Source organism: Kribbella catacumbae DSM 19601, assembly GCF_000372465.1.
GTDB lineage: Bacteria > Actinomycetota > Actinomycetes > Propionibacteriales > Kribbellaceae > Kribbella > Kribbella catacumbae.
The window spans coordinates 1-19,235 of the sequence record NZ_AQUZ01000058.1 but is presented as its reverse complement, the minus strand read 5'-3'; the positions used below and the strand labels follow the sequence as shown (position 1 = coordinate 19,235).

Genomic DNA, 19,235 nt, shown 5'->3' with positions numbered 1-19,235 from the left:
CATGAGTCGACCCTAGACGGTGGATCACCTGCTCATCAAAGCATTTTCAGGCCAGCGCCGACGGTCTCACTGGTACGCCGCTCAGCCAGTTCCAGCCTGGCCTTCTTGGCCTTGGAGAGCCCCGGCTTGGCCAGCTCGCGCTGTACGTCGAGCACGCGAACCGGCAGCGTGTCGGTCATCAACAGTGGCGCGTACTGCGCATCCGCCTTCCACCGGTCGCCGTCCTTGCGGAAGGTGAACTTCACCAGCAGGCCTTCGGACTTCGGGCTCGCGGGCTGCCGATGGGCGGCGACCAGATTGCTGAGCAACGCGACCTTGACGCCTTGCACAGGGACGATCGTGGGAGTCGCGGCTTCTTCGCGGGTGCGCGCCGTACCGGCGTGCTTCATCCCGGCTTGATCGAGCAGCTTCAGGGTACGGTCGACCCCCGCCGCACCCTTGTCGAAGCTGTGATTGCTGGCAGTGGTGCAAGCGTCGTACCCGGTCTTGATCAGCGCGGGCACGATCTGCGGCGGGCCTTGGAAGAGTGGGTAGCCGGTGGGCGGCGTACCGAGCGGGGTCTCCAGGTGGCAGAGGACGAAAAAGTTGAACCGGTATAACTGTCACGTGAAGTCGAGGACTCAGTAGATGGTGGACTTGAAGACCACGGCCGAGATCGAGCAGATGCGCGCCGCCGGCCAAGTAGTTGCCGCGGCCCTGAGCGCGGTGAAGAAACAAGCCGCGGTCGGTGTCTCCCTGCGCGAGCTGGACGAGGTCGCCCGCGAGGTACTCCGGTCCGCAGGGGCGGTGTCGCTCTTCGACGGATACCAGCCCGGATTCGCGACCAGCCCGTTCAGCGGCGTCATCTGCACGTCGGTGAACGACGCGGTGCTGCACGGCTTGCCCAGCGACCTGCGGCTGGCCGACGGCGACCTGCTGAACGTCGACTGCGGCGCCTCACTCGACGGCTGGTGCGCCGACTCGGCCACCAGCTTCATCGTCGGTACTCCGCGCGCCGAGGACCTGGAGCTGATCGAGACGACCGAGCAGGCATTGGCAGCCGGAATCGCGGCAGCCGTGCCGGGCGCCCGTCTGGGCGACATCGGCGCGGCCATCGGCGAGATCGGCCACCGAGCCGGCGTCGGCACAAACCTGGACTTCGGCGGCCACGGCATCGGCCGCCGGATGCACGAGGAACCCCACGTCCCCAACGGCGGCCACCCCGGCCGAGGCCTGAAACTCCGCCCCGGACACGTGATCGCCATCGAGCCGTGGTTCTGGCACGGCCCCGGCAGCGTCTACGTCATCGCCGAAGACGGCTGGACCCTCCGCTCCGCCGACCACACCCGAGGCGCGCACGCGGAACACACGGTCGCCATCACCCCCGACGGACCAGAAATCCTCACCGCATGGGCGCGGTGACCGAGGCGTGGGCGCGGATCGAGGACTGGCTTAGGCGGCACGCCCCGGCCAGCGCAGCCGTGCTCGCCCCACCAGCCGACCCGGGTGAGATCGCCGCTGCGCAGGTCACGCTGGGGATGACGTTTCCAGCCGAGCTGATCGAATCGCTGCGCCGCCACGACGGCTTGCTCAAATGGGCGAACATCCTTCCCGAGAACCCGCCACTGTCGGTCGCGGACATCGTGGAACACCGACAGATGTGTATGGACGTCGCTGAGGGTTTCGACGGTCTTACCCCGGCCGGGCCAGGCGACGAGCCCTGGTGGCACGAGCTGTGGCTACCATTCGCCGGGTCCGACGGGGACTCGCAGGTGATCGACCTGCGGCCGGGTCCGGGGTACGAGCGGCTGGGCTGGGCAGTGCACGACGGCGGCGGTTTCTTCGACGGTGCCTGGCCGACGTTGGGGGCATACCTGACCGACACCGCTGATGCCCTCGACAACGGCGTTGGCGTGAACGGCTGGTACCCGTACCTGACCGCCTTCGGCGAGCTCTGGTGGAGCACCGCCAACCAAACCGACCTCAACGGCGAGCCACTCCTGCCCGCTCCATCCTGACCAGTTCAGAAGAGGGTCTGCTGATCCGGGGGCGGGGTGATCACCGGCGTCGGCGGACGGCGGGTTGAAAATTGGGGAACCCGGCCGAAGCCGTGCTTGTCGAGGAGGGGGCGGACCTTCTCCCCGAAGGCATTACGGAAGCTGGGTAGGGCATTGGCGCCGTGGGAGTAGAGCTGGTCGTAGCGACTGACCAGCTCCGGGCGTTCCTGAGCCAGCCACGTCATGAACCAGTCCTTCATGCCTGGCCGGAGATGCAGGACCAGCGGGGTGACGCCGGTCGCCCCCGCCTCGGCCAGCTCGCCGAAGAGGTGATCGAGCTGCTCGGCCGAGTCCGTCAGCCAGGGCAGCACCGGCGCCACCATCACGCCACACGGCAACCCCGCCTCGCGGATCGCCCGGATCAGGTCCAGCCGGCCGCGCACCGACGGCACTCCCGGCTCGACCAGGCGACGCAGGTCATCGTCCACGAGCGCCAGCGACACCCCCAGCCCGACCGACACCTCCTCGGCCGCCGCAGCCAGTACGCCGAGATCGCGCCGGAGCAACGTGCCCTTCGTCAGGATCGACAGCGGAGTCCCCGAGGCCGCCAGCGTCTCAATGATGTCCGGCATCAACCGATAGCGCCCCTCCGCCCGCTGGTACGGATCGGTATTGGTGCCGAGGGCAACTTGTTCACCAGCCCACGACGGCCGCGCCAGCTCCCGGCGCAGGACGTCCGCCACGTTCGTCTTCACCACGATCTGCTGGTCGAAGTCCAGCCCGGTGTCCAGTTCGAGGTACCGGTGGGTCGGCCGGGCGAAGCAGTACCGGCAGGCGTGGGTGCAGCCGCGGTACGGGTTGATCGTCCAGTTGAACGGCAACCCCGCCCCGGGCACCTTGTTCAGCGCCGAGCGGGCCAGCACCTCGTGGAACGTGACGCCCCGGAACTCCGGCGTCGTCACGCTCCGGACCAGCCCCGCGATCGACCCCAGCCCGGGCAACGTCCCGGGCACCTCTGCTTCGATCCGTTGTCCAGCCCATCGCATGGATGATAGTCGAACACATGTTCACTGGCGATTCAACTCACCGGAAGGCGTCAGCGTTCCGCACGGCCCACTCCCGGTACGCCAGCGCCTCCCGGCCGGTCACCTCCAGCACTGTCGGCTCGGGCGCCATCTTGTACTCCGCCATCATCCGGAACCCGTCCACCAGCCACTCCGCCGTCTCCTTGCCCATCAACGGCGCCCAAGCGGCGATCGCCTCCTCCGGCGACAACTCCTCGAACCGCAGCGGCCGCCCGATCGCGGCACCGATCAACTCCACCTCTTCCGGCTGAGTGATCGCCTCAGGCCCACTCATCATCAACTTGCGCCCGGTATAGCTCTCGTCCAGCAGGACGACGCGCGCCACCGCGGCGATATCCGCGAGGTCGATCGGCGTCTGCGCCGCCTCCGGGTACGGCGCCCGCACCACCCCTTCGGTCTTGATCGACTCAGCCCAGTCCAGCGTGTTGTTCATGAACTGCCCCGGCCGCAGATGAGTCCACTCGAACCCCGCATCCTCGATCGCCCGCTCCAGCCTGTAGTAGTGCCACCCCGACGGATCCCCCTGCGCCTCGTACTCCGCCGGCGAACCCGACAACGCGACCACTCGCCGTACGCCGGCCTTCAGCGCATGGGCGACGAAGTCATCCACCAGAGCGGGCAGCGGCGCGAGATAGACCGTGTCCACCCCCTTCAACGCGGCGGGCAGAGTCGAAGGGCGACCCAGATATCCCTCCGCGATCTCCACCCCGCCAGGCAAGGCGGCCTTCGCCGGATTGTTCGTCAGCGCCCGCACCGGAGCACCCGCGGCAACCAGTTCGTCCACCAGCAGCCGTCCCACACTTCCCGTCGCACCCGTCACCAGAATCGTCATTCTCGTAGGGTATACGAGAATAGACCTCGAGCGCCTATGAGAAAGTTCGTCGACGACCGAATCGGGGAGGAAAGATGGCAGAGCGGCACAGCGGCGGCGGTCCGGCCGACCGGACCCTGGCCTTGCTCTGGCGAAACCAGCACCCCGGTCCCGCGACCAAACCCCCGCTCGGCCGCCGTCCGACCCTCGACCTGAACACGGTGGTCGACGCCGGCATCGCCCTCGCCGACGAGAAAGGCCTCGCAGCCGCCTCGATGAACGGCGTCGCCAAAGCCCTCGGCGTCGGCACCATGACGCTCTACACCTACGTCCCCTCCAAGGAGGAGCTCCTCGACCTGATGGTCGACCAGGTCCTCGCCGAACGCGCCCTCCCCGGCCCCGGCGAACCACGGCCCGCCACCTGGCGCGACCAGATCAACCTGTACTCCGACCAGACCCGCGCCATGTTCCGCCGGCACCCCTGGCTGGCCAGCATCTCCACGATCCGCCCGCCCGTCGGCCCGGGCATGCTGGCCGCCCGCGAGTACCTGCTGTCGGCGTGCGCAGTACTCGGTCTGTCTGCTCGGCAGACCAATACGGCGGCGCTGGCGATCACGACGTACATCGACTCGGCGGCCGGTCTGGAGGCCGAGAGCGAGCAACTGGAACGGTCGACCGGGCAGAGCCACGACGCGTGGTGGAACGAGCGGTACGACCTGTGGGAGACGTACTTCGACGTCGAGCGGCACCCCACCATGACGGCGATCTGGAACGCCGAGGGCTATGGCGACGGCACCCGTGAGGCCGCCGACGAGTCCTATCGCTTCGGCCTGGACCGCCTGCTCGACGGCATCGAGGCCCTCAGAGATCCAGGGTGATCCAGGCGGGATCGTGGTCGGTGCCGTCGCGGGCCAGCTTGCGGCGGCGGCCGATGAAGGCACCGGTGAGCCTCGGCACCAGCGCCGGTGACAGCCAGATCTGGTCGATCAGGTCGAACGTGCGCGGCTGCCCGGACGGCTTGAAGGTCGAGGTCCACGCCGGGTTCGTCGGCAGTTGCACCGTCGTCGTGACCGTGCCGATCTCAGTCGGCGACTCGAGTGCGTTGGCCAGGCCTGCCTGCTGATAGGCGGCCAGCGCCGACGAGTCCGGGGTGTCGTTCATGTCGCCGCAGAGCAGGTACCGCTGACGGCTGCTCGTCCGGGCCGCGATGATCCGGGTGATCGTCTCGGCCTGCCGCTGCCGCAGTAGTTGCGCCGCGGCGGCGGCCGCGACCGGGTCGGCGACGGTGAAGTCGACGAACTTCGACTTCAGATGCGTCCCGAAAATGGTCAGCACGCGGCGTCCCTTGGCGTCCAGGATCTCCGCCTCGACCAGGTCGCGGGAGAAGATCGGCCGGGTCGGTACGTCGGGGTGGAACATCCGCTGATAACTCGTCACCCCACCCAGCGGCCGCCGGGACAGGATCCCAATGTCGATGAACCTGACTGCGTCGTTGCCGTCGATCACCATCACGTGCGGGTAGGCGCCGCCGAGGTGATCGCGGTTGAACTCCCGCAGGACATCGATGTTCTCGACCTCCTGCACCACCCAGACGTCGACATCCGCCGCCAGCAACCGCTCCGCGACCCGGTCGGTTTCCGCGGCCGGCTTGGACACCAGCAGCTTGCCCCGCCCGTCCAGCTGCAGCCGCCGCCGATGCTCGTCGTCGAACGTGTACGTCGCCGGCACCGAACTCGTCCCCGCCGCCAGCACCTCGACCGCCCCCGCGAAATTCCAGCGGTCGAAAAGATTGTTCAGATTGAACGTCCCCACCGTGAGCGTCATCAGCCCTCCCCAGGCTCAAGCCCCTTGCCTCACTGTACGGCTTGAGCTGGGGGGGTGGGAGGGTCAGACCTCGGTGTCGTCCTCGGGCTCCTCGTCGGTGTCGGCCAGGCTCCACTTCAGCTGGAACTCGACCTCCTCCTCGTCGTCCCCACGCTCGTGCTCGACACTCACCTGCGCGTTCTTCGGTACGGTGAACCGCTCGCCGGCGATCTGGATCCGGAACGGCTTGCCGGACTCCAGGGCATCCGCCAGCCGGCGCAGTTTGGCGGCGAAGTCCGCTACGGAGTACTCACGTTCAACATCTCTTTCAGCCATGCCCTAATCCTCACACCTAAAGGGTCCTTACTACTCCCACTCGATGGTGCCCGGCGGCTTGCTGGTGATGTCGAGGGTGACCCGGTTGATCTCGTCGACCTCGTTGGTGATCCGGGTCGAGATCTTCTCCAGTACGTCGTACGGCAGCCGGGCCCAGTCCGCGGTCATCGCGTCCTCGCTGGTGACCGGGCGGAGCACGATCGGGTGGCCGTAGGTGCGGCCGTCGCCCTGGACGCCGACCGAGCGGACGTCGGCCAGCAGCACCACCGGGAACTGCCAGATGTCGCGGTCCAGGCCGGCCGCGGTGAGCTCGGTCCGGGCGATCAGGTCGGCGGCGCGAAGGATGTCCAGCCGCTCCCTGTCGACCGCGCCGACGATCCGGATCGCCAGCCCCGGGCCGGGGAACGGGTGCCGGTAGACCATCGCCTCGGGCAGCCCGAGGGCCAGCCCGAGCTCACGGACCTCGTCCTTGAACAGCGTCCGCAGCGGCTCGATCAACGAGAACTGCAGGTCGTCGGGCAGTCCGCCGACGTTGTGGTGGGACTTGATGTTCGCCGTCCCGGTCCCGCCGCCGGACTCGACCACGTCCGGGTAGAGGGTGCCCTGGACCAGGAACTCGATGTGCCGCTCGGCGTCCAGCTTGCGGGCCGTCGCCTCGAAGGTACGGATGAACTCGCGGCCGATGATCTTGCGCTTCTGCTCGGGATCCGTGACGCCGGCCAGCGCGCTGAGGAACTGGTCCTCCGCGTCGACGACCTCCAGCCGGATACCGGTCGCGGCGACGTAGTCCTTCTCGACCTGCTCCGACTCCCCCGCGCGCTGCAGCCCGTGATCGACGTACACGCAGGTGAGCTGGTCGCCGATCGCCTTGTGCACCAGGGCGGCCGCGACCGCGGAGTCGACGCCGCCGGACAGCGCGCACAGCACCTGCTTGTCGCCGACCTGCTGACGGATCAGCTCGACCTGCTCGTCGACGACGTTCGTCGTGGTCCAGTCGCCCTTGCAGCCCGCGATGTCGTAGAGGAAGTGCTCCAGCACCGCCTGGCCGGCCTGAGAGTGCAGCACCTCCGGGTGCCACTGCACACCGGCGAGCTGACGGTCGAGATCCTCGAAGGCCGCGACCGGCGCACCAGTAGACCCAGCCAGTACTGCGAACCCGGCCGGCGGCGCGTACACCGCGTCGCCGTGGGACATCCAGACGTTGAGATCCTCCGGTACGCCGGCCAGCAACGTCCCAGGCTCGCTCACGGAGACCGGCGTCCGCCCGAACTCGCGCAGCCCGGTCCGCCGGACCTCGCCGCCGAGCGTCTGCGCCATCGCCTGGAACCCGTAGCAGATCCCGAACGCGGGCACCCCGGCCTCGAACAGCCCGGAGTCCACCCGCGGCGCGCCCTCGGCGTACACCGACTGCGGACCGCCCGACAGGATGATCGCCTTCGGATTCCGGGCGAGCATCTCCTCGACCGGCATCGACGACGGCACGATCTCGGAGTACACCTTCGCCTCGCGCACCCGGCGTGCGATCAGCTGCGCGTACTGCGCCCCGAAGTCCACGACCAGAACCAGCTCATGCTCAGTCACCTGCAAAGGGTATCGGTGCAGGTCAGCGGGACTGTAATCGCGCCAGATCCCGCCGCCCACACCGGCCCGCGCAAAGGCTTCCCCGTGCTCAGCCTCTAGTCCAGACCACCCGGCCAGTCTGGAATTTCCAGAATTTCCGGCACTGGCCGAGTAAGATGGGAGCATGTCGACGTACACGATGACCGAGGCGAACAAGAAGACCGCCGAGATGGTGAACGAGGCGCGCTACGGGCATCAGCCCGTGCTGATCACCGACCATGGTAAGCCTGCGGCGGTGCTGATCTCCCCGGAGATGCTCGCGCGCTACCAGGCTCTCGAGGACGCTGCTGACCTCGCGGTGATCGAGAAGATCAAAAAGCGCGGGCCACAGTGGGTCAGCGGCGAAGAGGCGCAGCGGATGATGGACGAGATGCTGGCCGATGCGGACGCAGCGGACCAGGCACGGTGACCGATCGCAACCTCATCTACGACACCGCCTGGCTCCCGGCATTCAGAGAATTGGTTGCGACCGCCAAGGTGACTGCCCGTCGGGTGATGGTGGCTGTGAACATGCTCGCCCGCGATCCGGGCCCGCCGGGCAGTTCACGCCTCAGCGGCAGCACCTTCCACCGGCTCCAAGTGGGCGACTACCGGGTCCTGTACGAGGTCGGCGACGACTTGGTGCGGGTGTGGTCGCTCGGCCGGGTGCCGGGGTGACCTGCAGGGCGCGGGTGATCTGACGATCCGATTGGTCCGGCGTCAAGCGCGAGTCACCAGCACCCGCGCGGGCGCGCGAAAGGAGAGCAGCTCGATCATCGGCGGCTCAATCTCGACAGCCCGTACTGCGGACAGCAGCGGCGCCGCGCATCCTAAGGCGATCCGGGCCTCCAGTCGCGCGAGACCGGCGCCCAGGCAGCGGTGGACGCCGAGCCCGAAGGCGAGATCGGCGGGCCCGCCATGGCCGGTCAGCCCCAGCAGCATTGGCTCACCGGCGGGCAGCTCCACGTCACCGACCGCAACCGGCCGAGTCGTGACCCGGCGCCAGGTCGGGACGGATGACGAATCGCGCAGTACGTCCTCGACGACCGCCGCCGCGTCGTCGTCGACAGCACGACCCAGCATCCGGAGGAAGGCGGTCGAGATCAGCTGGGTCGTCGTTTCCTGGCCGGCGATCAGTAGGAAGTAAGCCACAGCGCATACCTCTTCATCGCTCAGCCCGAGCCGCACCAACACCCCGAACAGGTCCTCGCCCGGCAACCGACGAGCCGCCAGGACCCGCTTCCGCAACCATCCGTAGAACTCCGCCGCACTGTGCGCGAGCTCCAACTGCCGATCGTCATCCGGCCAGCCCCAGAACAACTCCAGCGACTCCCGGCTCCACGCCTTCAACTCCGGTACGTCGACGTCGCGCAACCCGAGCATGTCCAGGAGCACCAGCGCCGGCGGCTCGGCCGCGATCACCTCGACCAGGTCCGTCGTACCGGCGTCGAGCAACTCCCACGCGACCGCCACCCGATCGGACACCAGCCTTCGCGTCAGCGGTTCGACCGCGGCAACCCGAGCCGGGCTGAAGAACCGCGCCACCGCCGCCCGAATCGGCCGATGCGACGCTCCGGCGTTGTTCGCCAGCGTCGGCGGCAACACGAACCCGACCCCCTGCAGCACCCGCAGTGCTTTCACGCTCAGCGCGGTGTGGGCGACGACCGCGTTGTCCGGCCGAAACGTCTCCGGATCGAGCAGCACCTCACGAACCTCAGCCGGCTCGTCGACAACCCACATCCCCAGCTCTTCGTCGTACCGAGCCGGGCAGCGAGTCATTTGCCGAACCAGCCCGCCGCCGCAGCCACGAACGCCTCCCGATCCAGGTCCCCGGCGCCCGCCGGAACCCGCCCGATCACCGGTACGCCGGTCGTCGTCGGCAAGTCGTCCAAGTTGCACTGCTCGGCGAGATCCGGCTCAGCCGGCCAGGATCCGATCACCAGACCGGCAATCGGCAACCCCCGCGCCCGCAACGCCTCGACCGTCAGCCCGGCGTGGTTCAACGTGCCCAGACCGGCGCGAGCGACCACCACGAACGCGAACGGAATCTCCAGCCCGGCCGCGAGATCGGCCAGATCGTTGCCGTCGTCATCCAGTCCGACCAGCAACCCGCCCGCGCCTTCGACCAGCACCAGGTCCCGATCGGCCGCCAGCTTCTCGATGGTTTGCGCGTGCTCATCGACGGACGGCAGCGCAACACCTTGCCGCCGCCCAGCCGTCGTCGGCGCCAGCGGCTCGAGCAGCCGCACCCCTTCGTGCAGATCGTCCAGCCCGGTCAGCCGCTGAACCTCCTGCAGATCCCCCGGCTCATCCGCGGTAACCCCCGTCTGCGCAGGCTTCACCACCGCCACGCGCCCGACCGCACTCGCCGCCAGCGCAGCCGTGACCACGGTCTTCCCCACCCCGGTGTCAGTACCGGTAACGAACAGAACCTTGTGCATCAGCTGATCCTAGAAGCCTGGGGACAGCCCCAGGGACAGACCCCAGGGTGCAGGGGTCCGCACGAAGCTGACTAACGTTTTTCAGCTCACCCGCTGGGCTGGGTTGTGTCCAGGGAGTAGCTCCTCGATCAGGGCGTGGGTCTCGGCGCTGAGCAGGAGTCCCTGCCCCTGGGCGGTCTCGCCGAGGAGTTGGACGACCTGCTCGGCAGCGACTTGGCCACCATGGCGGAACTCGGCGATCAGCAGGTCGCGCCAGAGGTACTCCGTACCCACGGTCAGCCGGAGTCCCGCCCTTGCTGCGTTGGCTGCGCCGGCTGGATCGTCGTCGCCGATGGACAACTCCGCGAGGCGGTGCGCCGCCTGTGCGACGAGATCTGGGACAACGCGTTCCAGGTGCACGCGAGCGATCCACGAGTAGGCGCCTGGCGCACGACCGCTGAGGAACTGACCTCGGACCAGGTGCATTCCGCGCCGGAGGAGTTCTCGTTCATCTCGGGTGGTCTGCGCCGTTCTGCTGCGCCGCAACAACTCGCAGAAGCAATCCCAGTCCACAGCCACCTCCGGTCCGAGGTAGAGCCGTCCGGTGCTGTCGCTACGGAGCTGGTGTCCGCCTTGCGAATCGGTACCGAGCCATTGCCGGACACGTTGCACGGTCGCGTCGCGGACTTCGGCGGTGACTCCTCGGGGCCAGACCGATGCGGCCAGCACGCTGGGGTGCACGCCGCCGGGATGAAGTGCGAGGAAGGTGACGAGCTCGGTCGCGAGCGGTTCCCGGGCGGCCTCGAGCTGGCCCTGAGCTCGTACTTCGAGCCTTCCGAGCACACCGACTCGCACTTTGGCAGTGACCCAGGCCGAGTCGTCGCCCGACCTGCCTGTCTGCGGCACCCGGAGTTGTCCGGCTGGATCGGCGGTGGTCGAGCGAGCCGAGGCGAGCAACTCGGTGACCAGGTCGAGGGAGCTCTCCGCGAGTCGGCTCGCCCGGACTGTCAGGCCGAGCGACGGAACTCGGAGGGTCCCGGACTCGTCCACGAGGAGCTGCCACCGTGCGCCGGCGACAGGGCCGGCGATCAGCAGGCCGAACCCGCTCTGTCCACGTCCTGCCAACGTCGCAAGCCTGGTCGCGGAGGTCTCGCTCGGCGGCGCACCCAGGACGACATACCGCGGCACCTCGTCCGCTGCACGGCCGGTCCGGCCGGACAGTACATCGAAGTCCGTTCCGCCCGCCTCGAATTCCGGGATCAGAGCGTCGAGGTCACGGACGACGCGGAGCCGGTCGGACAGGATCTGGTCGAGTCCGTCGGGCAGGGACCAGGCGGTCACCTCGAGGAGATCCGCCCATGGGTTGGTCGCGAGCTGCACGGCCACGGAGTTCGCCACCTCGCGGGCCACCACCGAGTCCCCCTGAATGCTCACCGCGCCACTGGCCGCTTCGAGGTTCACCAATGCGTCGCGGCCCTCCTCGTCGCGCCCCAGGCAGACCAGGGCCGGGTACGGCGCGGCACCGCCGGTGTCCGTGGTCAGTTCGGATCGGGCGAGCCGCCAGCGCTGACCCTGTTCGAGGGTTTGCCACGGAGTAGGGGCGGGTTGCTGGCCAGGTGCGAGCAGGAGCTCGATCCACTCGTCATCGATCAGCGCGGCGAAGACCGGCGGCAAGGGGACGCCGGCAGCTTCGCAGTCATTGCCCAAGGCACGCAATGCCCAGTCGAGTGCGATCGATCGCGAAGGATCGCCGCCGACCCGGAGTGCGACCTCGGCCGCTGTCGCCGCCTGCTCCGGATCGCGGCCGCGGCGTCGCCGGCGCTCCACCAGGAGGAGGGCAAGGAGGCCCGCGGTCAGCAGCCCGCCGCCGAGGAGGTCGCTGGGCAGGCGCCAGCGTGAGTCGGACTGCACTGCGTCCGAGCCGGCGTGCCCGTGGTCCGTGACGCTCGGCTGCTCGACGTGATCGTCTGCTCCGGCGGTCTGCTTCGGCTGCTCGACCGGCTTCGGAGTCTGCGTACGGTGCTGGTCCAGGGGCACCTCGGTGGGCAGCCGCGAGACCCCGACCGCGTCCTCGGGCATGATCAGGTTCCAGCCCGGCATGATCAGCCGGGCGAGGTGCAGCCGCTGGCCGTCCGGCTGGATCCGGTCCTTGTTGAGCTCGTAGATCTCGGGATAGCGGCGGCCGTCGTTGAGATGCTTCTCCGCGATGTCCCACAGGTTGTCGTGGTGGTGCCCGTGCGGCGCCTTGACCAGGTAGACCTTCTTGCCCGCCAGCGGATCCTTGTTGCCTACGACCTGGCTGGTGCCCGCGGAGGTACCGGTAGCAGTTGCCACGACGGCTACTTGCGACGCAGGCTCTTGCTGACTTGCGCTCACCGTGTGTGTCGCGGAAGCCGACGGTCCAGCGGGTGTCGCGCCCGCACCTGCGACTGCCTGGCCGGTCGCGATCCCGGTCACGATCAGCGCACTGACGAGTACTCGCGCGATGCGCTGACTTCCACCACCCAGCGGGATGGGCCGTGGTACGCCATGACCTCGGAGGGCATTGGCCAGCTCGGCGATCACGCAGACGACGAAATGCAGCCACGCCACCCAGACCACGAAGGTGAGAACTGTCAGCAGCGCCCCGATCCCGATCGGCTGGGACAGGTTTTCCTTGGTCGGCCAGCCCTGAGGAAGCGGTGGTGGTCCTGACAGAAGCAGGAGCGCAACAGGGACTCCAGCTATCAGGAGCAGCAGCGCGATCGCCGCCACAAAGGCGCGACCGGCTGAGCGGTGTCGCCGCGGTTCCGGGCGCTCCAGGAAGCGCTGCGGACTAGGTGTCTGCGTCATCGTCTCTCCTCCTACGGCCCGTCCACCGCTGCGGCGGTCGCCTCGCCCTGCACCGTGAAGGAACCGATGCCGACCAGGTTCAACAGCACCGTTTCGACGGTCCCCTCAGCCGAGGCGGTTACCTCGCCACCGTCGACTGACACCGAGATGTTGCGGTAGCCACGGTCGGCCATGAATTCCGTCGCCCGGTCGATCGCGGTTCCGCGGTCGACCACCAATTCACCACGACTCCGGTACGCCGCTTCGTCAATCGCTCCGGCACCGTAGCGTGCGGCCTGCTCGGCATCATCGGCGATCCGCTGCCTCCCGTTCAGGGCCAGCCCGCCGTCGATCACCAAACCCGCGCCGGCCAGCAACACGGTGGCGAATCCGAGCATGAACACGGTGGCGGATCCCCGCTCCGTGCGCCGCCTCATCCTGTTCTCCGGTAGGTGTCCAGCGGTGCCGAACTGCTGGCGCTGAACTCTCTGGACCCTGGCAGGCCGATCAGCCCCAGGCCGGCGTACGAGACGTCGCAGCTGACCGTCACGGTAATGGTGCCGCCAGCAACGAAATCGCCGGTCAGCTCGATCGGCCGGCACTGTTCGGGATTCCGCAAGGACGCCGCCGCGACGTCGCGGGCCGCGGCCTCGGCCGCGCCCGCGGTTCGCTCGAGCGATGCCGCCCGGGCGGCGTCCCGGCTGGCGGCCTCGATGTCACCGCGGAGCGCGACGTACCGGCCGCAGGCGACCACGAGCAGGATGAAGGCCATCATCACCGGAGCGAGCAGAACGATCTCGATAGCCATCGAACCGCGATCGTCACGACGACGTTCAGCGGTCCGCACGGAACTCCTCCAGAGGGCCTTGGACGACCTGGGTCACGGTCGGTGGGTCGATGAACGGGGTGATCTTGAGGGCGTGACCGGTCACCACCACCCGGACCTGCTCGGTGCCGACCGGTTCGACCGTCACGGCCACGTCCTCGAGGATGCCTTTGCCAACCTTGTCCGAGTACGCCTGCCCAGCCGTCTGCGCGGCGCCACTGTCGAGCGTCGTACGGGCCGTCCGCGCGGCCTCGCGAGCGGCGGACGACGCGGCCTGGTTGCCCAGGTAGATCAGGGCGAACTGGATGGTCAGGAAGATCGACAGCATCAGGATCGGCGCGTAGACCACCAGCTCGATGGTGCTGGCACCGAGCTCCGAGCGGAGCCGGCGACGCCGCCTCGTCCTCCCCGACCGGTCAGCCATGGGTCACAGCGGCAGCTTCTCGGCCTTGCCGGTCAGCTTGCTCAAGATGATCGCGCCGACGGCCAGAGCGACGCCGATGAGCAGTGCCGAGATGATTACCCACTCGACCGCGGAGGCGCCTTGCTCGGACGACCGGGCACGATCGATCCGGGCTCCGATCAGTACCCGGAGCAGCATGACCGCCTGATTGGTCGAAGTTGTCATCGTCGTTCCTTTCTGTTCGGTCACTCGGTGCGTCACAGTCCCATCACCCGGGCGACCGCTGGGTAGATCAAGAAGAGCAGGAAGCCGACGCAGAGCAGCATCTGGGCCATCAACATCGACTGGGACCGCGCCTGCGCCCGGCCTTCGGTGTCGGCCAGTTCGCGCCGCCGCATGGAGACCGCACGGGCGGTGAGCGACTCCCGAACCTTTGCGCCGTCCTCTGCAACCAAGGCCAGCGCTGCCGACAGGTCGCGGAGCTCGTCGATGGACAGCTCCTCGCCGAGCTCGCCGAGGGCGGCCCACGGGGTGATTCCCTGCAGCCGCGCGGTCTCGAGGGTGTCCCGGATCCGCACGAACGCCCAACCGTCGCTGATCCCGGACGCCGACGACAGCGCCTCGGGTACGCCGCGGCCACCGGCCAGGTTCATCGCCACCAGGTCGAGGAAGGCGCTGACGACGTGCCGGAAGTCGCGACGGCGGTCCGCCGCGACAGTGCGCAGTTGCGCGGTCGGCAACACCAGGCCGATGGCCACCCCGACCAGTGCCAGCCAGACCGGAACCACGACGGGGATGCCGCCGGTCACCACACCGACCGGAGCGAGTACCAGGATCGGTACGAAGAATCCGGCCACTCCGCTCATCAGGCTGGAGGCCAGGTGGGCTTCCAGCGATCGGCCGGTCACGCCGAGGTCGGCGCGGATCGCCGGTGGCAGCTGGAAGCCCCGGGCATCCAGCAGCCGGCGCAGGTTCCCACCCAGGCGGCGTGCGCGCAGCGACTCTGCCTGATGCCGCCGGTCGGCAGTCAAGCTGACCTCTTGACGGAACCGGCGCCGGTCCGCGTCGAGCTGCATCAGGCCGACCGCACCGTCGGGCGCGGATCGGTCCAGCAGCCGGATGCCGAGCAGCAGCCCCAGTCCCATCACGGCACCGCCGAGCATGATCAGGGTCATCGCCGGCTCCCGCTCTCGGCGTCGGGAAGCCGATCGCGCGCGTGCAGAAAGCGCTCCGGTACTTCGAAGCTCGCCAGCCGCCGCAGCCAGAAGAACCCGACCGTGTACAGCCCGAGGATGACCAGCAGAACGCCCTGGCCGACCGGGCTGGAGTACGGCTCCACGTAGTCACGGTTGAAGATCGACAACCCGAAGACGAACACCAGCGCGACCGCGATCACGATCTGCACGCTGCGCCTGGTACTCCGCCGTCCGGCATTGACCCGTTGGCGCATGTCCAGCGCGGCTCTGGCCGACTCGGCCAGTGAGGTCAGTACTTCGCGCAGGCCCGGACCGCGGAGCCGCGCATTCAGAATCAGGGTGGCGACGATGAGATCGACGCTCGAGTCGTTCATCTCGTCGGCGAACTTCTGCAACGCCTGCGGCAACGGAACCCGGACCCTGAGCCGATCCGCAAGGACTGACAGCTCTTTCAGGATGGCCGGCGATGCCGCGTAGGCGGTGGCGGGGATCGCTTGCTCCAAGCCGACCGCACCCGCGACGGTGTCCCGCAGCGATTCCGTCCAGGCAGCTACTGCGTCGAGCCGGGCGATGGCCACCCGTTCCTCGTTGGCGCCACCGAACAGCATCGGCCAGGCGAAGACGAGGACTCCGCTGGCGATCGTTGCGACCGGCCACCGGGTCAGCAGCAAGACCAGCAGGGCCACACCGACGGCGATGGGCAGCCGGAGACCGGCTCGCCGCAGCGCTCCGACGATCGCCGACGGCGCCTTCAGCTCGGCGGACTGCTCCCGGGGGACCAGGGCCATGATCAGCAACAGGAGGGCTCCACCAGCGACCGCGCCGGCCAGGACGATCAGCAACAGAGAAGGTGAGATGGCGTTCACGACGCCCACCCGGCCGGCGCCGCGCCTTGGTAGCCGACGGCCTGGAGCTCCGGCATACAACTGATGGGGGCTGCCGGCACCGCCATCCCACCCGGGCCGGCGGCGAAGATCTCGCTGGACAGCACCCTGCCGTCCACGCCGTTGACCTCGCGCACCGAGGTGACCACCCGGCGCAGGTTGCCGCCGCTGGCGAACTCGTTGCGCCGCTCGACGAAGACCACGAAGTCGATCGCCCCGGCGATCAGCATCATCGTGGCATCGGCCGGAAGCCGCTCGGCGGACTGGATCGCGTAGGTGCAGATCCGGTTGAAGACCTCCAGCGAGGAGTTCGCGTGGATGGTCGACAGCGAGCCGTCGTTGCCCTGGCTCATCGCGTTCAGCATGGTGACGATCTCGTCGCCGAGTACCTCACCGACGATCACCCGGCTCGGATTCATCCGCAGGCTCCGCCGGACCAGGTCGGCCATCACGATGGCGCCCTGGCCTTCCGAGTTCGACAGCCGCTCCTCCAGGGCCAGCACGTTCGGGTGCAGGTCCTCGAACTCGTCGAGTCCGAGCTCCAGTGCCCGCTCGACCGTGATCAGCCGCTCGTCGGCCGGAATCTCGTTCGCCAGTGCTCGCAGGAGCGTCGTCTTCCCGGCGTTGGTGGCACCGGCGATCATGATGTTCTTCCGTGCCTGGACAGCCGCGGACAGGAAGGATGCCAGGTCAGGGCTGATGGTGCCGTAGTCGATCAGCATCTCCAGGCTCACCCGGGCCAACCGGGCTCGCCGGATCGACAGCGACGGCCGTGAGCACACCCCCATCAGAGCCGACAACCGGCTGCCGTCGGGGAGGCGTAGGTCCAGTTGTGGGTTGGCGGAGTCGAACGGGCGACTCGCCAGTCCGGAGTACGCGGCGAGTGTCTGGATCAGCTCCACCAGCTCGTCGTCGGATTCCGCGACCGGGTCGGCCCGTTCCTCGCGGCCATCGGCGTACCCGATGAAGACGCGGTCACAGCCGTTGATGTCGACGTTCTCCACCATGGGGTCATCCAGCAACGGCTGCAGCCGGCCGACACCGAACAGCGCGGCATGGATGCCGTCGGCAAGGTCCTGCTCCTCGCCCGCACCGGGCGGGGTCCGGCCGGCGGCCAGTTCTCCCCGCGCATGCGCTTCCAGGACGCGCGCGACGACCGCTCGGGCGAACTGGCGCTCGTCTTCCGCCGTCATCTGCGGGAGACCGTTGGCGGTGTCCTCGCGTCGCTGACGGGCCAGGATCTCCGCTACTTCCTCACGGAGGCTGCGTACGAGTGATTGGTCCATCAGCCGCGTCCCCAGCTTTGTCCGAGAGGTTGAGCCGGCGGCACACCCTCGACGCGGTCGCGCCCGAGCGCTCGTAGCCGGTCGCCGATCTCGGCTGCCGACCGCGTGAGCAACGACTGCCTCGCCCGGCGGCTGTCTCCGATCCGGATCGCGGCTGCTGCCTTGTCGTCCTCGGCCAGGATGCCGAGCACCGAGGCCGACAGCCCGGCCTGCGTCAAGATCGCCCGAAGGTTGCCCGCGGAGCGTGCATCCCGGTACGACGTGACCAACGCGACGCCGACCGGCACAGCGTCGTACGAGCCGAGTTGCAGGATGTCGGACAGACCACGGATCAGCTCCCGGAGGTGCGACAGCCCTTCCAGCGTTGGCCGCGCGAGCATCAGAACCGCGTCCGCACTCTGCAGGATGGGCACGGTCGCAGAGCCAGGCATCAGCCGGCCGCAGTCGGCGATCACGTCCCGGCCAGGCACCGAGCGCAGTGACTTCGCCAGGTGTTGCCAGGTCGGGCCGAGGCCCTGGACCTGACCTGGTGAGCTGACACCGGCCAGGACCTCCAGGCCGCCCGACAGTTGCTGCACGTGGTCGGTCAGCCGAACTTCCGCGGTACCTCGTCGGACCGCTGCGCCGAGTGAAAGCAGCCCTCGGTCAGGGTCGAGCGGCTGGCCGGACGGATCCCTGTAGCGCAAGGCGATGTCGCCGCCGGCGGGATCGAGATCCGCCAGAATCGGCTCGCCTGGCCAAACGCCGGCCAGGGCCACCGCCGAAGTTGTGACCCCCGGGGAGCCCTTGGCCGCGGCGACGACGTACAGACCCACTACTTGTCCTCCAACGAAGCACCGCGTTGCAGCAGCGCGACCGCGATCTTGTTGTTGCCGGAGGCATCGGTTATCGCCTGGACGTCCTGCCGGTCGACCAGCACGGTCGCCGTCTTCACGGCCGTCGAGGACTTCTCCCCGAGCCCGGATCCCTTCTTCTCGTCCGCACTGACGGTCAGCACCGTGGCCTCACCGATCACCGCGGGTGGGGTGGATCCCTGGCCGATCCTGACCAACTCGACGAGATCGCCGGAAGCCAGCCCTTCGGCGGGAGTCCGTCCGTCGACCAGGACGATGCCGACCGCGGCCTTGCCTGCTTGCAGCGGACCCTGCAGCGTCAGCATCGCGCGGTCCAGCAGTTGACCTTTGGCCATCGCCACCTTCGCGTAGCGGCCGACCACCTGACCTGCAAGAGAAGTCGAGATCAGGCCGGGAACGTCACCGGCCACCTGCGCCTCGGTGAGATCGGCGCGGGTGATCTTCTGCCCGACGGCCACATCCTGTGACACCTGCAGGTACGACTGACGCTCGTCCATCCGGACCGCGAGCACGCCGGCCACCAACGCGCCACCGACAACCAGCAGCGCAGCCAGAGCCGCGATGGCGGGACGCCGTCGGCGAGGTGTGGTCGGAAGCCGACTGGACGTTGGTGCGGGACCAGGAACGCCTACGCCTCGTTGGGCGCGCTGACGTTGCCGATCCGCCGACTCGGTGCCGGCTTTGCTGGACATCTGACCCGCTCTCCTCACGGCTTGGCGGGGTTCCTCTGGGCGGCGAGCAGCGCCCGCCCCCGCTAGGCGTACGCCAACAAACTGACGTCCAACTCAGTCAGTCCGTGCAACAGTAACGTGCTGAGCGGTCACTTTGGGTCAGTGCAAGTTGCAGCTTCCTGCAACTTGCCGCGACTGGTTGCGGACCCGCTGTCACCTACGATCAGGTGTTTGTATCAGATCTCGGGGAGGCTGGAGTGAACCGGTACGGCGC

At 68.4% G+C, this 19,235-nt stretch carries 23 protein-coding genes; 5 read left to right on the top strand and 18 right to left on the bottom strand.

Going from position 1 to position 19,235, the window contains the following annotated elements; all coding sequences use genetic code 11:
- Positions 1-35 precede the first annotated feature (35 nt).
- The gene (locus A3ES_RS49845) at positions 36-566 is read right to left on the bottom strand and encodes a CapA family protein (RefSeq protein WP_083933946.1); all 531 of its coding nucleotides are present in this window, start codon (positions 564-566) and stop codon (positions 36-38) included.
- 61 nt (positions 567-627) lie between these two features.
- On the opposite strand from A3ES_RS49845, the gene map reads away from it, so the two are divergent.
- Both map and A3ES_RS0137635 read left to right on the top strand, forming a co-directional pair.
- Entirely contained in the window at positions 628-1,401 is a 774-nt protein-coding gene (gene map / locus A3ES_RS0137640; protein WP_020392011.1) for a type I methionyl aminopeptidase, read from the top strand.
- On the top strand, positions 1,389-1,997 hold the full coding sequence (locus A3ES_RS0137635) for an SMI1/KNR4 family protein (protein WP_020392010.1): 609 nt from the start codon (positions 1,389-1,391) through the stop codon (positions 1,995-1,997). Before map ends, A3ES_RS0137635 begins: the two co-directional genes overlap by 13 nt.
- 5 nt (positions 1,998-2,002) lie before the next feature.
- Here A3ES_RS0137635 and A3ES_RS49840 read toward each other — a convergent pair whose 3' ends face one another.
- Positions 2,003-3,022 carry an Rv2578c family radical SAM protein gene (locus A3ES_RS49840; RefSeq protein WP_040456475.1) on the bottom strand — a complete coding sequence of 340 codons (1,020 nt, stop codon included), beginning with the start codon at positions 3,020-3,022 and terminating at the stop codon, positions 2,003-2,005.
- Between the two features lie 37 nt (positions 3,023-3,059).
- Positions 3,060-3,893, bottom strand: coding sequence for an NmrA family NAD(P)-binding protein (locus tag A3ES_RS0137625; protein WP_026163572.1), 834 nt, complete (start codon positions 3,891-3,893; stop codon positions 3,060-3,062).
- 74 nt (positions 3,894-3,967) lie between these two features.
- Here A3ES_RS0137625 and A3ES_RS0137620 point away from each other — a divergent pair, with 74 nt between their 5' ends.
- Complete coding sequence (locus A3ES_RS0137620; protein WP_020392007.1) at positions 3,968-4,750, top strand: TetR/AcrR family transcriptional regulator; 783 nt, start codon at positions 3,968-3,970, stop codon at positions 4,748-4,750.
- Here the strand turns inward: A3ES_RS0137620 and A3ES_RS0137615 are convergent.
- From A3ES_RS0137615 to guaA, 3 genes are all read right to left on the bottom strand, one after another.
- Positions 4,734-5,696 (bottom strand): endonuclease/exonuclease/phosphatase family protein, encoded by a 963-nt coding sequence (locus tag A3ES_RS0137615; RefSeq protein WP_020392006.1) that lies wholly within the window; start codon positions 5,694-5,696, stop codon positions 4,734-4,736. The genes A3ES_RS0137620 and A3ES_RS0137615 overlap by 17 nt on opposite strands.
- Before the next feature lie 63 nt (positions 5,697-5,759).
- Positions 5,760-6,011: an amphi-Trp domain-containing protein gene (locus A3ES_RS0137610; RefSeq protein ID WP_020392005.1), complete on the bottom strand. Its 252-nt coding sequence runs from the start codon at positions 6,009-6,011 to the stop codon at positions 5,760-5,762.
- 30 nt (positions 6,012-6,041) lie between these two features.
- The gene (gene guaA / locus A3ES_RS0137605) at positions 6,042-7,592 is read right to left on the bottom strand and encodes a glutamine-hydrolyzing GMP synthase (RefSeq protein ID WP_040456486.1); all 1,551 of its coding nucleotides are present in this window, start codon (positions 7,590-7,592) and stop codon (positions 6,042-6,044) included.
- Between the two features lie 163 nt (positions 7,593-7,755).
- Here guaA and A3ES_RS0137600 point away from each other — a divergent pair, with 163 nt between their 5' ends.
- Both A3ES_RS0137600 and A3ES_RS49835 read left to right on the top strand, forming a co-directional pair.
- Positions 7,756-8,040, top strand: coding sequence for a type II toxin-antitoxin system Phd/YefM family antitoxin (locus A3ES_RS0137600; RefSeq protein WP_020392003.1), 285 nt, complete (start codon positions 7,756-7,758; stop codon positions 8,038-8,040).
- Complete coding sequence (locus A3ES_RS49835) at positions 8,037-8,288, top strand: type II toxin-antitoxin system RelE family toxin (RefSeq protein WP_020392002.1); 252 nt, start codon at positions 8,037-8,039, stop codon at positions 8,286-8,288. The genes A3ES_RS0137600 and A3ES_RS49835 overlap by 4 nt, the downstream gene beginning before the upstream one ends.
- A 42-nt stretch (positions 8,289-8,330) precedes the next feature.
- Here A3ES_RS49835 and A3ES_RS49830 read toward each other — a convergent pair whose 3' ends face one another.
- The 12 genes from A3ES_RS49830 to A3ES_RS51905 form a co-directional block, all read right to left on the bottom strand.
- Positions 8,331-9,389 carry a cytochrome P450 family protein gene (locus tag A3ES_RS49830; RefSeq protein WP_063746042.1) on the bottom strand — a complete coding sequence of 353 codons (1,059 nt, stop codon included), beginning with the start codon at positions 9,387-9,389 and terminating at the stop codon, positions 8,331-8,333.
- Positions 9,386-10,051, bottom strand: coding sequence for a dethiobiotin synthase (gene bioD, locus A3ES_RS0137585; RefSeq protein WP_020392000.1), 666 nt, complete (start codon positions 10,049-10,051; stop codon positions 9,386-9,388). The genes A3ES_RS49830 and bioD overlap by 4 nt, the downstream gene beginning before the upstream one ends.
- Before the next feature lie 81 nt (positions 10,052-10,132).
- Positions 10,133-12,862, bottom strand: coding sequence for an AfsR/SARP family transcriptional regulator (locus A3ES_RS51910; RefSeq protein WP_157630963.1), 2,730 nt, complete (start codon positions 12,860-12,862; stop codon positions 10,133-10,135).
- Between the two features lie 11 nt (positions 12,863-12,873).
- Entirely contained in the window at positions 12,874-13,278 is a 405-nt protein-coding gene (locus A3ES_RS0137575) for a pilus assembly protein TadG-related protein (RefSeq protein WP_020391998.1), read from the bottom strand.
- Entirely contained in the window at positions 13,275-13,649 is a 375-nt protein-coding gene (locus tag A3ES_RS0137570) for a TadE/TadG family type IV pilus assembly protein (protein ID WP_040456482.1), read from the bottom strand. Before A3ES_RS0137570 ends, A3ES_RS0137575 begins: the two co-directional genes overlap by 4 nt.
- A 25-nt stretch (positions 13,650-13,674) precedes the next feature.
- Positions 13,675-14,091, bottom strand: coding sequence for a TadE/TadG family type IV pilus assembly protein (locus A3ES_RS0137565; RefSeq protein WP_020391996.1), 417 nt, complete (start codon positions 14,089-14,091; stop codon positions 13,675-13,677).
- 3 nt (positions 14,092-14,094) lie between these two features.
- A complete protein-coding gene (locus A3ES_RS0137560; RefSeq protein ID WP_020391995.1) occupies positions 14,095-14,295 on the bottom strand; it encodes a hypothetical protein in 201 nt (66 codons plus the stop codon).
- A gap of 32 nt (positions 14,296-14,327) precedes the next feature.
- Positions 14,328-15,245: a type II secretion system F family protein gene (locus A3ES_RS0137555; protein WP_020391994.1), complete on the bottom strand. Its 918-nt coding sequence runs from the start codon at positions 15,243-15,245 to the stop codon at positions 14,328-14,330.
- A complete protein-coding gene (locus A3ES_RS49810) occupies positions 15,242-16,132 on the bottom strand; it encodes a type II secretion system F family protein (RefSeq protein WP_020391993.1) in 891 nt (296 codons plus the stop codon). Before A3ES_RS49810 ends, A3ES_RS0137555 begins: the two co-directional genes overlap by 4 nt.
- Positions 16,129-17,436 (bottom strand): TadA family conjugal transfer-associated ATPase, encoded by a 1,308-nt coding sequence (locus tag A3ES_RS0137545; protein WP_020391992.1) that lies wholly within the window; start codon positions 17,434-17,436, stop codon positions 16,129-16,131. The genes A3ES_RS49810 and A3ES_RS0137545 overlap by 4 nt, the downstream gene beginning before the upstream one ends.
- Entirely contained in the window at positions 17,436-18,251 is an 816-nt protein-coding gene (locus tag A3ES_RS0137540; protein WP_020391991.1) for a MinD/ParA family ATP-binding protein, read from the bottom strand. The genes A3ES_RS0137545 and A3ES_RS0137540 overlap by 1 nt, the downstream gene beginning before the upstream one ends.
- Entirely contained in the window at positions 18,251-18,982 is a 732-nt protein-coding gene (locus A3ES_RS51905; RefSeq protein WP_020391990.1) for an SAF domain-containing protein, read from the bottom strand. The genes A3ES_RS0137540 and A3ES_RS51905 overlap by 1 nt, the downstream gene beginning before the upstream one ends.
- Positions 18,983-19,235: the final 253 nt, after the last annotated feature.

Excerpts from the sequence above, each read along its gene's own strand:
- map (WP_020392011.1), top strand. The coding sequence starts at position 628 with ATGGTGGACTTGAAGACCACGGCCGAGATCGAGCAGATGCGCGCCGCC.
- A3ES_RS0137635 (WP_020392010.1), top strand. The coding sequence starts at position 1,389 with ATGGGCGCGGTGACCGAGGCGTGGGCGCGGATCGAGGACTGGCTTAGG.
- A3ES_RS49840 (WP_040456475.1), bottom strand. The coding sequence starts at position 3,022 with ATGCGATGGGCTGGACAACGGATCGAAGCAGAGGTGCCCGGGACGTTG.
- A3ES_RS0137625 (WP_026163572.1), bottom strand. The coding sequence starts at position 3,893 with ATGACGATTCTGGTGACGGGTGCGACGGGAAGTGTGGGACGGCTGCTG.
- A3ES_RS0137620 (WP_020392007.1), top strand. The coding sequence starts at position 3,968 with ATGGCAGAGCGGCACAGCGGCGGCGGTCCGGCCGACCGGACCCTGGCC.
- A3ES_RS0137615 (WP_020392006.1), bottom strand. The coding sequence starts at position 5,696 with ATGACGCTCACGGTGGGGACGTTCAATCTGAACAATCTTTTCGACCGC.
- A3ES_RS0137610 (WP_020392005.1), bottom strand. The coding sequence starts at position 6,011 with ATGGCTGAAAGAGATGTTGAACGTGAGTACTCCGTAGCGGACTTCGCC.
- A3ES_RS0137600 (WP_020392003.1), top strand. The coding sequence starts at position 7,756 with ATGTCGACGTACACGATGACCGAGGCGAACAAGAAGACCGCCGAGATG.
- A3ES_RS49830 (WP_063746042.1), bottom strand. The coding sequence starts at position 9,389 with ATGACTCGCTGCCCGGCTCGGTACGACGAAGAGCTGGGGATGTGGGTT.
- bioD (WP_020392000.1), bottom strand. The coding sequence starts at position 10,051 with ATGCACAAGGTTCTGTTCGTTACCGGTACTGACACCGGGGTGGGGAAG.
- A3ES_RS51910 (WP_157630963.1), bottom strand. The coding sequence starts at position 12,862 with ATGACGCAGACACCTAGTCCGCAGCGCTTCCTGGAGCGCCCGGAACCG.
- A3ES_RS0137575 (WP_020391998.1), bottom strand. The coding sequence starts at position 13,278 with ATGAGGCGGCGCACGGAGCGGGGATCCGCCACCGTGTTCATGCTCGGA.
- A3ES_RS0137570 (WP_040456482.1), bottom strand. The coding sequence starts at position 13,649 with ATGGCTATCGAGATCGTTCTGCTCGCTCCGGTGATGATGGCCTTCATC.
- A3ES_RS0137565 (WP_020391996.1), bottom strand. The coding sequence starts at position 14,091 with ATGGCTGACCGGTCGGGGAGGACGAGGCGGCGTCGCCGGCTCCGCTCG.
- A3ES_RS0137560 (WP_020391995.1), bottom strand. The coding sequence starts at position 14,295 with ATGACAACTTCGACCAATCAGGCGGTCATGCTGCTCCGGGTACTGATC.
- A3ES_RS0137555 (WP_020391994.1), bottom strand. The coding sequence starts at position 15,245 with ATGACCCTGATCATGCTCGGCGGTGCCGTGATGGGACTGGGGCTGCTG.
- A3ES_RS0137545 (WP_020391992.1), bottom strand. The coding sequence starts at position 17,436 with ATGGACCAATCACTCGTACGCAGCCTCCGTGAGGAAGTAGCGGAGATC.
- A3ES_RS51905 (WP_020391990.1), bottom strand. The coding sequence starts at position 18,982 with ATGTCCAGCAAAGCCGGCACCGAGTCGGCGGATCGGCAACGTCAGCGC.